At 45.5% G+C, this 13,994-nt stretch carries 12 protein-coding genes; 4 read left to right on the forward strand and 8 right to left on the reverse strand.

The genetic code is table 11. The annotated features are described in order from the left end of the window. Positions 1 to 6: 6 nt before the first annotated feature. The 4 genes from FC51_RS05835 to pyrF all read right to left on the reverse strand — a co-directional run bounded on the left by FC51_RS05835 (position 7) and on the right by pyrF (position 4,925). The gene (locus FC51_RS05835) at positions 7 to 2,529 is read right to left on the reverse strand and encodes an excinuclease ABC subunit UvrA (protein WP_057910166.1); all 2,523 of its coding nucleotides are present in this window, start codon (positions 2,527 to 2,529) and stop codon (positions 7 to 9) included. Between the two features lie 105 nt (positions 2,530 to 2,634). Continuing rightward, positions 2,635 to 3,579: a dihydroorotate oxidase gene (locus FC51_RS05840; protein ID WP_057910165.1), complete on the reverse strand. Its 945-nt coding sequence runs from the start codon at positions 3,577 to 3,579 to the stop codon at positions 2,635 to 2,637. Continuing rightward, positions 3,569 to 4,216, reverse strand: a complete 648-nt coding sequence (gene pyrE, locus FC51_RS05845) for an orotate phosphoribosyltransferase (RefSeq protein ID WP_057910164.1) — start codon at positions 4,214 to 4,216, stop codon at positions 3,569 to 3,571. Before pyrE ends, FC51_RS05840 begins: the two co-directional genes overlap by 11 nt. Then, complete coding sequence (pyrF, locus tag FC51_RS05850; RefSeq protein ID WP_057911221.1) at positions 4,206 to 4,925, reverse strand: orotidine-5'-phosphate decarboxylase; 720 nt, start codon at positions 4,923 to 4,925, stop codon at positions 4,206 to 4,208. Before pyrF ends, pyrE begins: the two co-directional genes overlap by 11 nt. A 344-nt stretch (positions 4,926 to 5,269) precedes the next feature. Here pyrF and FC51_RS05855 point away from each other — a divergent pair, with 344 nt between their 5' ends. From FC51_RS05855 to yaaA, 4 genes are all read left to right on the forward strand, one after another. Next, positions 5,270 to 6,508, forward strand: a complete 1,239-nt coding sequence (locus tag FC51_RS05855) for an MFS transporter (RefSeq protein WP_057910162.1) — start codon at positions 5,270 to 5,272, stop codon at positions 6,506 to 6,508. 172 nt (positions 6,509 to 6,680) lie between these two features. After that, positions 6,681 to 7,316, forward strand: a complete 636-nt coding sequence (locus FC51_RS05860; protein ID WP_057910161.1) for an HAD family hydrolase — start codon at positions 6,681 to 6,683, stop codon at positions 7,314 to 7,316. A 153-nt stretch (positions 7,317 to 7,469) separates the two neighbouring features. Then, positions 7,470 to 8,348, forward strand: a complete 879-nt coding sequence (gene pepI / locus FC51_RS05865; RefSeq protein WP_057910160.1) for a proline iminopeptidase — start codon at positions 7,470 to 7,472, stop codon at positions 8,346 to 8,348. A gap of 2 nt (positions 8,349 to 8,350) precedes the next feature. After that, positions 8,351 to 9,106 (forward strand): peroxide stress protein YaaA, encoded by a 756-nt coding sequence (gene yaaA, locus FC51_RS05870; RefSeq protein ID WP_057910159.1) that lies wholly within the window; start codon positions 8,351 to 8,353, stop codon positions 9,104 to 9,106. Between the two features lie 333 nt (positions 9,107 to 9,439). Here the strand turns inward: yaaA and purD are convergent, their stop codons facing one another. The 4 genes from purD to purM form a co-directional block, all read right to left on the reverse strand. Beyond that, positions 9,440 to 10,672 (reverse strand): phosphoribosylamine--glycine ligase, encoded by a 1,233-nt coding sequence (purD, locus tag FC51_RS05875; RefSeq protein ID WP_057909953.1) that lies wholly within the window; start codon positions 10,670 to 10,672, stop codon positions 9,440 to 9,442. A gap of 192 nt (positions 10,673 to 10,864) precedes the next feature. Further along, entirely contained in the window at positions 10,865 to 12,394 is a 1,530-nt protein-coding gene (gene purH / locus FC51_RS05880; RefSeq protein ID WP_057909952.1) for a bifunctional phosphoribosylaminoimidazolecarboxamide formyltransferase/IMP cyclohydrolase, read from the reverse strand. Beyond that, positions 12,394 to 12,981: a phosphoribosylglycinamide formyltransferase gene (gene purN, locus FC51_RS05885; protein WP_057909951.1), complete on the reverse strand. Its 588-nt coding sequence runs from the start codon at positions 12,979 to 12,981 to the stop codon at positions 12,394 to 12,396. Before purN ends, purH begins: the two co-directional genes overlap by 1 nt. Then, a complete protein-coding gene (gene purM, locus FC51_RS05890) occupies positions 12,978 to 13,994 on the reverse strand; it encodes a phosphoribosylformylglycinamidine cyclo-ligase (RefSeq protein ID WP_057909950.1) in 1,017 nt (338 codons plus the stop codon). The genes purN and purM overlap by 4 nt, the downstream gene beginning before the upstream one ends.

The following is a 13,994-nucleotide window of genomic DNA, read 5'->3' on the forward strand; positions in this document are numbered from 1 at the left end:
CTTATTTTACTTAAACTTTTCGAAATGTTCCGCCAAATATCGGGTCGTCAAACTCTGCGGATTGACAATCAAATCTTTTGGCCGGCCTTTTGCAACAATTTGGCCACCCTGATCGCCACCCCGGGGGCCCATGTCGATCAAGTAATCGGCGTTGGCCATTAAATCCAGGTCATGTGTGATCATCAAGACGGTCGCCCCTTGGTCAATCAGCTGGGAGAACACCTTCAACAGCACGTGGACATCCAATGGGTGCAGTCCCACCGTTGGCTCATCGAAGATAAACAAAGTGTCATTTTGGCGGCTCTTCATGTGTGACGTGAGTTTTAGTCGCTGTGCCTCACCACCTGACAGACTGGGTGTCGATTCGCCGAGATGGAGATAGCCAAGTCCCATTTGTTGAAGGACCTGAAGCGTTTTGGAAATTGACGCGTCATCTTCAAATAACCCGATCGCATGGTCAACGTCATAGTCCAACACATCAGCAATTGACATCCCGTTCCACTTAACTTTCAAAATATCTTGATTAAATCGTTTGCCACGGCACGTTGGACAAGTCTCAACCATGTCCGGCAGATACTGGATGTCTAAAGAAATTTCACCCGTCCCACCACATGTTGGACAAGCACCCTGTTTATTATTGTAAGAAAAGTAACTGGGCGTGTAATGATTCTTCTTGGCAGCCGGTAACTGGGCAAACTTTGTGCGCAAATGATCCATAATGTTGGTATAGGTGGCCAGCGTTGATCTGGCATTTTTCCCAACCGGAGTGGCGTCAACACTGACAATGTGTTTCAGCCGACCAGGTTCAAAGTTGGCAATGTAGTCGGGAAGAGAGCGCCGATGAATTTTGGCTTGAAAGGCATCCAGTAATCCATCCAACACCAGCGTCGTTTTACCCGCGCCGGAAAAGCCGGTTATCGCAATCAAACGGTTAATCGGAAAATCAGCCGTAACGTCGTGTAAGTTAAAGCGGTGACTGATCGTCAACGTCGCCTGGCCTTTCTCAAAGACATTTTTCTGGACAACATTTCGTGTCATCAACTTAGCCTGACCGGTCAGAAACGGGCCAATCAGTGACTGCTTGCTGGCGCGAATTTCTGCCGGCGTCCCCTGATCAATCACCTGACCGCCATTCACACCGGAACCGGGACCGATTTCAATGATGTAATCAGCCGCATCAATAATCGATGTTTCGTGGTCGACCACCACCAATGAATTCCCCTGATCAACAAGTTGGTGGAAAATCTTGATCAAACCCGAAACGTTATCCGGATGCAGTCCGACTGAAGGCTCGTCCAAGACGTACAGCACACCGGTCGTTTGGGTGCGCAATGTCCGTCCCAACTGGATTCGCTGGAGTTCTCCGGTTGAAAGTGATGCGCCGGCACGGTCCATCGTCAAATAGTCCAACCCCAGATCAAGTAACGGTTGGGTTTGATTCAACAATTCAGTCGTTAAATTCTTCGCGAGTGGCTGCATGTTTTCCGGCAGCCATTTTTTAATGCGTTTAACAAATGCCGGCAACTTGCCAATTGGCAGGTGACTGGCTTCCGCAATGTTCATACCGTCAATCAGCTGGGTTAACCGATCCGGATTCATCCGGGTACCGTGACACAGCGGGCAGGTGAAAAATCGGTAGAATCGGTTGAGCCGTTTTAATGCGACTTCACTTTTAGTGGTGCTCATACTATCTTCCACCGCGTTATAGGCATTTTCGTAAAGCGCGTTATCCATATGGAAAACCCGGCCGTTTTTGCTGGGGATATCAATCGCAAAATGTTCCTGCTTGCCGTGGAGAACCATGTCTTTTTCTTGAGCAGTCAGTTGGTTATATGGGACATCGATTCGAACCCCCGCAGCTTGGGCCACGATCGGCATAAAGTTGCGCCCAGGAATCCGCCAAGCAGCCACAGCCCCGTCTCGAATCGTTTTCGTTTGATCCCCAATGAGCTGATTTGGATCCAGTTGCTTGGTAATCCCCAAGCCCTCACACTTTGGACAGGCACCGTCTGAATTAAACGCAAAGTCTTCGGCGCCAAATGCGCGAAATTTCACGCCGCAAGTTGGACAGGTAATGATGCCCATTTGATCACCCATCACGTCCATCGCTTCGGCAATCTTAATTGTCGGTGGCACCTGATGTCCATTTGGGCACTTTGGCGACCCCAAGCGGGAATACATCAACCGCAAAACGTTGAAAATTTCCGTCATGGTTCCAACAGTTGACCGGGCACCAGGCACGGTTGGTCGTTGTCTTAATGCCAGCGCAGACGGAATATGCTTGACCGAATCAACATCGGCACGGCCGACTTGGCTAATCCGCCGACGAGTGTATGTTGCTAATGAATCCAAATAACGACGGGCACCTTCGGAATACAAAATCCCCATCGCCAAAGAAGATTTTCCTGAGCCGGACAGCCCCGAAATGGCAACGAATTGATGCAACGGGATATTAACGTTGATATTTTTTAAATTATTCACTTTTCCCCCAACCACCTCAATGTGATCGGGCAATTTGTTTGCTGGCATATAACGACTCCTTTTGAAAATATGATTAATTTAATTCTAACGCAGCAAGAACTTTTGCGAACAAAAAAAGCCAAACCATTACTGGTTCGACTCTCATTATTTTACTCAGATTGTCTTTAATTTTCCTCTGAAGTCATCAAGCGTTTGGTACCCTTTTTTGTCCATAATTTCTTCAAGTTCTTTAGAAATTCGTTCAAAAATTGGCGTTCCTTCATATCCAAAGGCAGTTCCAATTTGAACTAAGTCGGCACCACACAAAACGTGTTCGAAGACATCCATACCGGACTTGATACCACCCGTTCCAATAATTGAAATTCGCGGATCGAGCCGTTGCCGAAGGGCACGAACGTTGGCCAATGCGGTCGGCTTAACGTAATCGCCACCGAGGCCGCCAAAACCACCCTTAGGCTTGATGACAACTGATTCGGTTTCTGGATCGACAACCAAGCCATTACCAATCGAATTAATCACATTGATATAAGTCACTGGAAAATCGTTCAACACTTCTGAAATGCCATTAAATTGGTTAAAGTCAAAGTATGGTGGTAATTTTAATCCAAGTGGCTTTTTGAAGAATTTGAACGTTGCGGTCAACACATCACGAACGGCATCAAAGTCATAACCAACTTGAGACTTACCGGCAACGTTAGGACAAGAGAGGTTCAATTCAGTTAAGCCGTCAAACGCACTTTCCTGAACTTTTTTGAGCATCTCAATGTTTTGGTCAATTGATAATCCGGCAACTGATAGAATAACCTGCTTGCCATTTTGACCTTGGTTTTCTTCAGCAAATTTCAGATAATAATCGATGCCGTGGTTCGGCAGGCCCATCGAGTTAATGCTTCCAAGTGGCAAAGCCTTCATCCGTGGGCTTTCGTTTCCGGCCCGCTCTTCTGGAGTGGCACTTTTGGTCACACAGCCACCAGCCATTGAGTCGAGCGTCTTCTCCAGTTCGTCGGTGGTTGAGCAGCGAACACCGGCAGCATTTAATAGTAGGTTATCAAATTTGTAATCACCAATGTGTGAGGCGAGTGAGATTTTAGTTTGCATTTGCTTCCTCCCGTTTTGTCCAGTCCCAAGGGGCTTTGTGCCAGGTTGATAAACGTGAATATTCTTCATCTGAGAATTTATTTTCTTTGTGGCCCTGCGCAATTAAATCGGCATAGCTGAGTAATGGGACCAACTTTGTATCGGCATCAGCGAAGTTTTTGTCTGCATCGGGCAAGCCGTACGTGAAGACTGAAGCGACGCCGATAACGTTTACGCCTTCGTTTCGAACCGCTTTGACGGCTCCCAACACACTTCCGCCGGTTGAAATTAAATCATCAATCAAGACAACCTTGTCGTCCTTGGTAATTCGGCCTTCAATCTGCTTTCCGGCACCATGATCCTTTGGCTTGGCCCGGACGTATATTAATGGTAGATTCAATCGTTCAGCTACCCATGCAGCGTGGGGAATCCCTGCCGTTGCAACGCCGCCGATGACGGTTGCGTCCGGATAGTTGTTCTTAATATTTTCAGCCAAGCCGTCAGCAATCATGTCTCTCAATGATGGAATCGAGATTGTCAATCTAAAGTCGGTATAGATTGGGCTTAAAATACCGCTGGCATATCTAAATGGCTTTTCAAGGTTGATGCTGACAATTTGGTGATCAATCAGTGATTGAATGATTTGATTAGTTTGCATAATTCCACTCCTCTAACATTTTATGATATGCGGCAACCGGATTTTCGGCGCGAATAATCGGTCGGCCGACGACCAAAGCCGAACTGCCATATTCAGCAGCCTGCTTAGGAGTCGCGGTTCTTGACTGGTCATCCTTGGGAAAGTTGGCTGGCCGAATTCCTGGGGTCACGTACAAGAAGTCGTCGCCAACCTGTTCTTTTAACGAGCTCACTTCAAGAGGTGACGTGATAACACCATCGGCACCGGATTTTTTAGCTAACTTGGCCAGTGAAACAACTTGATCGACCATATCTAGCTTGCAGTTTTGCTCATGCTTTAGGGCATCTTCGGTAATGGAGGTTAACTCGGTTACCGCAAGTAATTTCGGCGTTGGCACACCAGCTTCTTCGCTTCCTAGTTCCAACCCTTCCTTAGCTGCGGCAATCATTTCTGATCCCCCCAGTGCGTGGACAGTTGTGTAAGTCACACCCATCCGACCGATTTGCATCATTCCCATCTTAACGGTATTGGGGATGTCTTGAAGTTTTAGGTCCAAGAATATTTTAAAGCCTTTGTTCAATAGCTCCTTGACAATTTCGGGGCCCTCACCATAAAACAGTTCCATGCCGATCTTGACGGTCATCCCTTCATCAGTCGGAAACTGGTTGATAATCTTGAACAAGCCTTCTCGATTCCAAACATCAAGTGATACAATTAACGGTCCTCGCATAATTACCCTCCTGGTTGATTGCAGAAAAAGAGCCCGAGACTGCAGAACTCGGTACATCCCTGCACCAATCCCTGTAAAATCACGGACTCTTAGATTATTTGTCGTCCGCTTTTGGCCTCTCTGAACCAAATTAAAGCTCTTTTATTTGTTTATAACTTTATCACGTTGATCGAGGTTGTTCAAGTAGAATTTGTTGAGCTGCTTAATCAACCTTCTTTGGTGAAGGGTCACAGATAATCGGATCATCTAAATGAAACGCCCTTGCATTCACATAATTTCCATGGCATAATACGAACAGCTTAAAAATAAAGAATGTCAGCGAGCATTCATTTGGAGGAACGAAAATGGAAAATACAAATGCACTTACGCACAGCCATGCTTTTACGAAGAATCAGAAATGGGTCATTGCCTCGACCAGTTCAGGATTCGCGTTGGAAAATATGGATGTGCTATTTTTATCTTTTGCGATGAGTTCAATGATTGGCCAACTTCACTTGAGTGGCGGCGCTGCCGGTTTGATTGGGTCAATCACCAACCTGGGAATGCTGTTCGGCGGCATTATGTTTGGCTTAATTGGTGATCGTTTTGGCCGGGTTAAAACATTTACCTACACAATTTTCATCTTCGCGTTCGCCACTGCCATGATGGCCTTCGCCAATAACATTACGTTAATCTACATCTTGCGGTTTCTTGCCGGAATTGGGGCGGGTGGTGAATATGGCGTCGGTATCGCAATGATTGCCGAATCCTTCCACAAGAACCAAATTGGGAAAATGACTTCCGTTGCCGCAATCGGCGGGCAGATTGGTGCGATCTTAGCCGCCATCACCGCCGCAATCGTCATTCCTCATTTAGGATGGCACGCCCTATTCCTCGTTGGAATTGTGCCGGTTGTTCTGACCTACTTTGTCAGACGACATTTAAGCGAAACTGCTGAATTTGTACAAGCAAAGAAGCAGGAAAAAGAATCCACCAGCAAGGCCGTCTTTAAATACATGTTCAGTTCACCAAAATTAGCTTATCAAAGCTTTGCACTGATGATTATGACGACCGTTCAAATTGCAGGTTACTTTGGCTTAATGAACTGGTTGCCAATCATTGTTCAAAAACAATTGGGCCTAAGCGTTTCGGGTTCATCACTGTGGATGATTTCAACCATCATTGGCATGAGTCTGGGAATGATTACTTTCGGGTCAATTCTTGATTTCTTCGGACCACGCCGGGCATTTGGCATCTTCCTTATTGCTTCTGCCGCAATGGTCTTTACCATCACATTGGCACACAACACAATTTCACTGCTCATCATTGGTGCCATCGTCGGCTTCTTCTCAAACGGCATGTTTGGTGGCTACGGTGCGGTAATCAGCCGACTGTACCCTACAGAAATTCGGTCGACCGCAAATAACATTATCGTCAACATTGGCCGGGCAATTGGAGGCTTCTCATCAGTGGTTATCGGCATCCTGATGGATAACTACTCACTGACTGTTGTCATGGGATTTCTCTCAATTCTCTACATCATCAGTTTCATGACCATGATCACATTGCCGGGATTAAAGAAAATGACGTTAAAACGTGCATAAATATTGCAAATCAGCAAAAATCGCCAACAATTTGTTGGCGATTTTTTTAGTTAATTTGAATATTTCCCTATAATAGTCGATAATGGTTGTATATACATATTCTGGAGGATTTTAACAATTATTATTTAAGCGAAAACTCGTCAGGCAATTCGAAAGGTAGGTCAAAATAGTAATGGAAAAAATTATTGCGTTTGATATGGACGGAACGGTCGCAGAGACTTTCCCGGTGATTTTTGATTCGTTTAGGCGCACAGTACACGACTACACCGATAAATGGATTAGCAATCAGGTCATTTTGGCCACCTTTGGCGCAAATGAAGTTGGCATGTTAAAGGAATTGATTCCTAATTATTCTGATGAAGTTTTGGCAAGCTTTCACGAGAACTACCGCAGAGCGCATTTACAATTGCGGCACCCGTTTGATGGGATCGAAAAGTTAATTAAAGAGTTACATGAACGAGACGTGATCACGCCGATGATTACTGGAAAAGGCGAGCAAAGTCTAACGGTCAGCCTGGATTCTCTTGGCCTCAACGACGCCTTCTCGCCGGTTATGTCCGGGTCTCCAGACGGCTCAATCAAAGCCAAACAATTTGGTGAAGTCATTAAACAATTCAAGTTAACACCAGAAGACATGGCTTATATCGGAGATGCCTCAACCGACGTTGTTGCCTGTAAGCAGGCAGGTATCAAGTGTTACTCAGCTGCTTGGTCGATTAATGCCAAGCCTGAAGAGCTGGAGAAAATCAATCCTGGTGAGGTTTATACTTCGGTCGAACAATTACGAGAGACACTTATCAACAATTAATTTCAAAACAAGGGGTTGGGCAAAGCTAAAAGTTTTGCTTCAACCTCTTTTTAGCCTGACTGTTACCTAGCAGATTCGTGCGCCAAATAGAAACTTTCAGCGTATAATCAAAATCAACGAAACAAATTTGATTGATGAAGGGAATTGATTTTTATGAAAATTCAAGAAGGTTACATGCCATTTCACGGATACCAGACCTACTACCGGATTGTCGGCGAAAAGACACCTGGCAAGGCACCGCTGCTTTTAATTCACGGTGGACCGGGTTCTTCTCATAATTATTTTGAACTACTGGATGATTACGCCGAGACCGGCCGCCAATTAATTATGTATGACCAGGTCGGCTGTGGTAAATCATCAATTCCAGACGACGAATCAGTCTATGTCAAAGAGACCTGGGCGGAGGAATTAATCGCCTTACGTCAATATCTTCATTTGGATCACGTACATATGTTGGGCCAATCGTGGGGCGGAATGTTGGAAATGCTTTACTTGACGCACTACAGCCAAGAAGGCGTTAAAAGTGTCATGATCGATGGCTCTCCCGCTTCAATTCAATTGTGGATTAAAGAGCAACACCGACTCATTAAGTATTTGAGTTATGAAGACCGCCAAGCAATCGCTGAAGCCGAGCGGACCGGTGATTTTAGCGGCCCTAAATATTTGGCTGCCAACGACCGTTACATGGAGCGTTACTGCTGGGACGACCCTGATGAAAACTCACCTGAACCCTTAAGACGGCCAACCAACGGAAAAAAGGCCAGTCTGATCGCCGAAGGTCCCAATGAGTTTACTGAAAACGGCACAATTAGTGATTTTGATGTTACCGATGACTTGAAGAACATCCACGTCCCAGTCCTGGTCACAAACGGCACTGATGACCTCTGCACGCCGTTGATTGCCAAATCAGTATACGATCACATTCCTAACGCAAAATGGCACCTGTTCGCTAACAGTCGTCATTTAGCCCTATTAGATCAGCACGACGAATTTATCAGCGTTTTGGATAACTGGCTGAACGAGAATGATTAGCGATGAAAGTTATTATTTCTCCAGCTAAGAAAATGGTCGTCAATCTTGATGATTTTGATGTCTTGGGACTCCCCATGTATCTGGATCAAGCCACAGAAATTTTGGCGGCGTTACGCCAATTAAGTTATGATCAGCTCAAACAGCTATGGCACGCCAGCGAAAAGCTGACTCAAGCCAGTTATGACCAACTGCAACAGATTGACTTACATCAGCGCCTAACACCCGCAATTTTGAGCTTTTCGGGCATCCAGTATCAATATATGGCACCAGATCTGTTAAGTAAGGATGGGTTAGATTATCTGCAAGGTCATTTAAGAATTCTTTCGGGGCTTTACGGAATTTTACAGCCATTCGATGGTGTTGTGCCCTATCGTTTTGACATGGACTCACGTTTGGCAATCGGCACTGCTAACAACATGTATCAGTACTGGGGCGATCGCATTTATCGGGCACTTGCCGACGACGGGCCAATTATCAACTTGGCTTCTCAAGAATATTCGAAAACGATCACAAAATTTCTGAAACCTGACGATCAGTTCATTGGCATCACGTTTGGTCACTTGGTGGATGGCCAAATCAAAACCCGAGCGACTTTCGCCAAGATGGCGCGTGGGGAAATGGTCCGATTCATGGCGGAGCGCCACATCACCGACGTAGCTGAACTCACTCAATTCGATTCGCCCAACTACCAGTTTGACGAGGCCAATTCCACCGATACCAATTTAGTTTTTCTGCGTCAATCAGCAGTGGATAAGTAAACTGGGAGTGTGTAACAAAAACCGGTTAGGTTCCAAAATACAAAAAAATGGTCCAAACATCCTAGGATTGGATGATTGGATCATTTTTTATACGACCTATTTCGGGCGATTCGGCTGAGTCTTATTTGCGCCAAAAAGGGACTGTGACAAAACTAACGTTTTGCTAGCAGCCCCTTGTTTTTTCAATTTTATATAGCCGGAACGTGTGCCAAAAGGCCGCTTCCTAGGCATAACTACGAATAACTTTCCGAGCTTTCAGCTCAAAAAGTCATTCTAGGTTATGCTACGGAAGCAAAACCGCCTTTTGGCACACTCCCTTTTGTCATTCATCGTTTATAGATCTCTAAAGCCAATATCTTTTCGATAGTAAAACTCGTGCAGGTCCAATCTACTTAACTCGGCATAAACCTTTGCCTGGGCACATTCCAAAGTTGAGGCGTGATTATACAAGGTGAAGATTCGCCCACCTGAACTATATAGCTTACCGTCTTCTTCAGTGACACCGGCATAAAAAATGTTTCCTGGTAAATCTGCCGGTAAAGCAATATGTTGTTTCGGTGAGGTTGGATACCCTGGGGCAGCAACCACCACGCCCAAGTAAAAATCACCCTGTTGCCATTTGATGTCTGGCAATTTGCGGTCAATCAAATCAGACGTCATCTGGTAAAAATCACTCTCAAGTTGTGGCAGTAATACCTGCGTCTCAGGATCACCCAGTCGCAAATTGTATTCGATAACTTTTGGCCCCTGCTTTGTCAGCATGCAGCCAACGTAAATAATTCCAGCAAACTCCAGGTCTTCTTTGGCAAGCCCGGCCATCGTTGGATCCACGATTTCATGAATCGTTGTGTCCAAGACTTCCTGAGTAATATGGGGAACAGGGGAATAAGCTCCCATACCACCAGTATTTGGACCGGTTTCGCCCTCATCAATTTTCTTGTGATCTTGGGAAATCGGAAAAACAACCTTCTTGTCACCGCCAACAAATAGCATCAGTGAAAATTCTTCGCCTTCAAGAAATTCTTCAATCAAGATCTCACCGGATTTGTCGAGTGCCGTCTTGATGGTTGGCTCCAAGTCATCGGCATCCTTAACAATTGTGACCCCTTTACCGGCAGCCAGCCCGTTTTCTTTGACAACTAATGGTAATGACAGTTCATCAGCGTAATGCTTGGCTGCCGAAAAATCCGTAAACGTTTTGAACTTGGCTGTCGGAATATTATTTCGCTGCATGAAGCCTTTGGCAAAATTCTTATCACTTTCCAAGCGGGCTGCGGACTCATCAGGTCCAAACACACGCAGACGAGCTGCGATAAATGCATCGACAATTCCTTTTGAGAGCGGAACTTCCGGTCCGACAAACGTTAGATCAATCAGATGTTCCTTGGCAAATTCAACTAATTTTGGAAAATCCATTTCATCGATATCAACAATCTGTATCTGATCCTTTTTCATCCCAGGGTTGCCAGGGGCACAATAAACTGTTGTAACTTGTGGACTTTTCAACATTGTTGCTGCAATTGCGTGCTCTCGGGCACCGGAACCGATAACTAGGACGTTTGCCATGATGAGATCTCCTTTTGATTGGTTGTTTTTGGTTATGTATAACGGCTGACAAGCAGCCTTGTGGTGCGGTTTGTAGATTTTTGTTTGGCTAGGTGTTCGGACCCCAGTCTTCACTCTGACTAAAATGTGTTCGCCAGGGCAATAACCAGCTTATGCTCCGGAGCCACCCGAGGCTCGTCACACTCTGTTCTTTTAATGCCTGAAATGTCTAACCCCTGTCATGACCATTGCGATACCAAATTTGTCTGCCATCGCAATCGAGTCCTTATCCTTGATGCTGCCACCGGGTTGGATAATTGCCTTAATGTCGTGCTTTGCAGCATATTCAACACAGTCATCCATTGGGAAGAAGGCATCCGATGCCATAATGGCATTTTCGTAACCGTCTTTTGGCATTGCCTTTTGGATCGCAATTTTCGCCGAGTCGATCCGGTTTGGTTGGCCCATTCCAACACCCAAAGTCTTAGAATCGGTCGTTACAACCACTGCGTTACTCTTAACGTGTTTAACCACGTGTTGGCCAAATTGGAGCGCCTTTAACTGTTGTTCAGTTGGTTGAACCTTGGTAACCACCTTGAAATCAGGAATTTGGTCAATTTCATGGTCGCTTTCTTGAATTAACATCCCACCACTGACAGTAATCTCTTCAAAGCGGTCAGGTTGGTCACGATGGCTCAAGTCAGCTTTCAGCAAACGGATATTCTTCTTTTTGGCCAGGATTTCAAATGCTTCATCACTGTATGAAGGTGCAATGATAATTTCCAAAAAGATCTTGTGCATCTTTTCAGCAGTTGCAGCATCAATTTCGCGGTTCACTGCAATAATGCCGCCAAAAATTGACATTGGGTCTGATTCATATGCTTCATCCCAGGCCTTTTCAATGGTGTCTGCCACACCAACACCACATGGGTTCATGTGCTTCATTGCAATGACAGTGGGTTGATCAAATTCAGCGACCATGTTCAGTGCAGCATTAGCATCCTTAATGTTGTTATATGATAATTCCTTACCGTGAAGTTGGTTGGGAATAATTGATAATTTGGATGGTAGTGCCTTACGGTAAAACGCGGCTTTTTGATGACTGTTTTCACCATAACGGAGTGCCTGTTGCTTTTCATAGGTCAGTGTTAATTTTTCTGGGAACTCTTCTTCAGTTAAGTAATTAGAAATCAGTGCATCATAGGCAGCAGTGTGACGGAATACCTTCGCAGCCAAATGTTTTCTGAAATCGGCGTCATCTTTATGGTCTTTGAGCGCATCAACGACCGGTTGGTAATCAGCCGGGTCGACGACCGTCAGCACACCCGCAAAGTTCTTGGCAGCTGCCCGCAGCATTGAAGGGCCGCCAATATCGATTTGTTCGATGGCTTGTGCTTGCGTGGTATCAGGCTTCTCAATGGTTTCTTTAAATGGGTATAGGTTAACCGCAACCAAATCAATTGGGGTGATACCGGCATCTTTTAATTGTTTCATGTGGTCGGGATTGTCGCGTTTGGCAAGAATACCAGCATGAATCTTTGGATGAAGCGTTTTTACCCGGCCATCCAACATTTCTGGAAATCCGGTTACTTCTTCAACGCCGGTCACCTTCACGCCGCCATCTTCCAACGCTTTTTTGGTACCACCAGTTGAAACGATTTCAAAGTCCAAATCGATTAACTGTTTGGCAAAATCAACCAGGTTACTTTTATCAGAAACACTTAAAAGGGCTCTTCTTGACATTAGATTTCTCCTCTTTCTAATAATTGTTTAACAACATTGGGATACAAAACATGTTCGGTTGCGTGAATTCGCTGCTCAAGATCGCTCAACTGATCATCCTTGTGTACCGGGACTTCCTGTTGGGCGATGATCTTCCCGGAATCAATTCCGGAATCGACCCAGTGAACCGTCACACCAGTGGTATCGACACCGGCTTCATAAGCATCCTCAATTCCATGACGACCAGGAAACTTCGGCAGCAATGCCGGATGGATGTTAATGATCTTACCCTCGTACTTGGCTAACAGCGTTGGACCAATAATCCGCATGTAGCCGGCAAGAATAATGAAATCAATTTGATTATCGGCTAACTTTTGGGCGATGACTGTCTCAGCAGCGGCCTTATCCGGATAATCTTTAAAATTAATCACAAACGTTGGAACCGATTCTTGATGTGCCCGGTCAAGGACGTGAACATGAGCGTGGTCACAGACCAGTAATTTAACTTTGAGCGGTAGGCTTTCTTTCTTAAAGAAATCCGTTAACGCCGTAAAATTGGTTCCTTCGCCGGAAGCAAATATCGCAATGTTTTTTACGTCAGGTTTCATTGTTGATCCTTTCGAATAATAACTTCTTGATGCCCAGAAACAAGCTTACCAACTCGATAAACGGTCTCACCGGATTTCTCCAGTTCTGCTTTAACGTCTTCAGCCACGTCTGGGTGAACGGCAACGACCATTCCCAAGCCAAGGTTGAAAGTATGCTTGAGATCGTCAAATGACAGCTGACCAATGCGCTGAAGATTTTCCATAATTGCCGGCACTTTCCAACTGCCATAATTGAACTCGGCAGAAAGATTGTCAGGCAAAATTCGGGCAACGTTTTCGGGAAGGCCACCACCCGTGATGTGGGCAATAGCAGTAATTTTCCCCTTATCGATCAGCGGTAGCACGGACTTGACATAGATCTTGGTTGGTCGCAAGAGCTCATGCTTCAAGTCAAGCTCACATCCGGGCAATGTCTCATCAAGTGAATAGTCATGTTGCTTGAATAAAATATCGCGCACCAAGCTGAACCCGTTTGAATGAAGGCCGTTAGAAGCAAGTCCCAACAACACATCCCCTTCACGCAAATTCTTCGCGCTCAGCAGTTTCGCCTTATCGGCAATCCCCACTGCGAATCCAGCCAAATCATAGTGACCATCCGTATACATATCGGGCATTTCAGCTGTTTCACCACCGACCAATTTGGCCTGCGCTTGGGAGACACCTTCAACAACACCGCTGACGATGTCTTTGGCTTTGTCATTGTCCAAATGACCAACCCCAAGGTAATCAAGGAAGAACAGCGGCTTGGCACCCTGGGCCAAAACATCGTTGACGCACATCGCGACCAAATCAATACCAATTGTTTTATGAAGATTGGCCTTAATTGCGATCAACAGCTTCGTTCCAACCCCATCTGTTCCGGATACCAGAACTGGATTTTGATAGGTACCCAGCTCTAAAGGAAACAACCCGCCAAATGATCCAAGGGCACTATTTTTAGATAAATTCTTAATATCATCGACTAACTTGTAACCAGCGTTGATGTCAACACCGGCCTTTTTGTAGGCGTCCAT

The sequence above is a fragment of the Lentilactobacillus parabuchneri DSM 5707 = NBRC 107865 genome, assembly GCF_001435315.1.
Classification (GTDB): domain Bacteria; phylum Bacillota; class Bacilli; order Lactobacillales; family Lactobacillaceae; genus Lentilactobacillus; species Lentilactobacillus parabuchneri.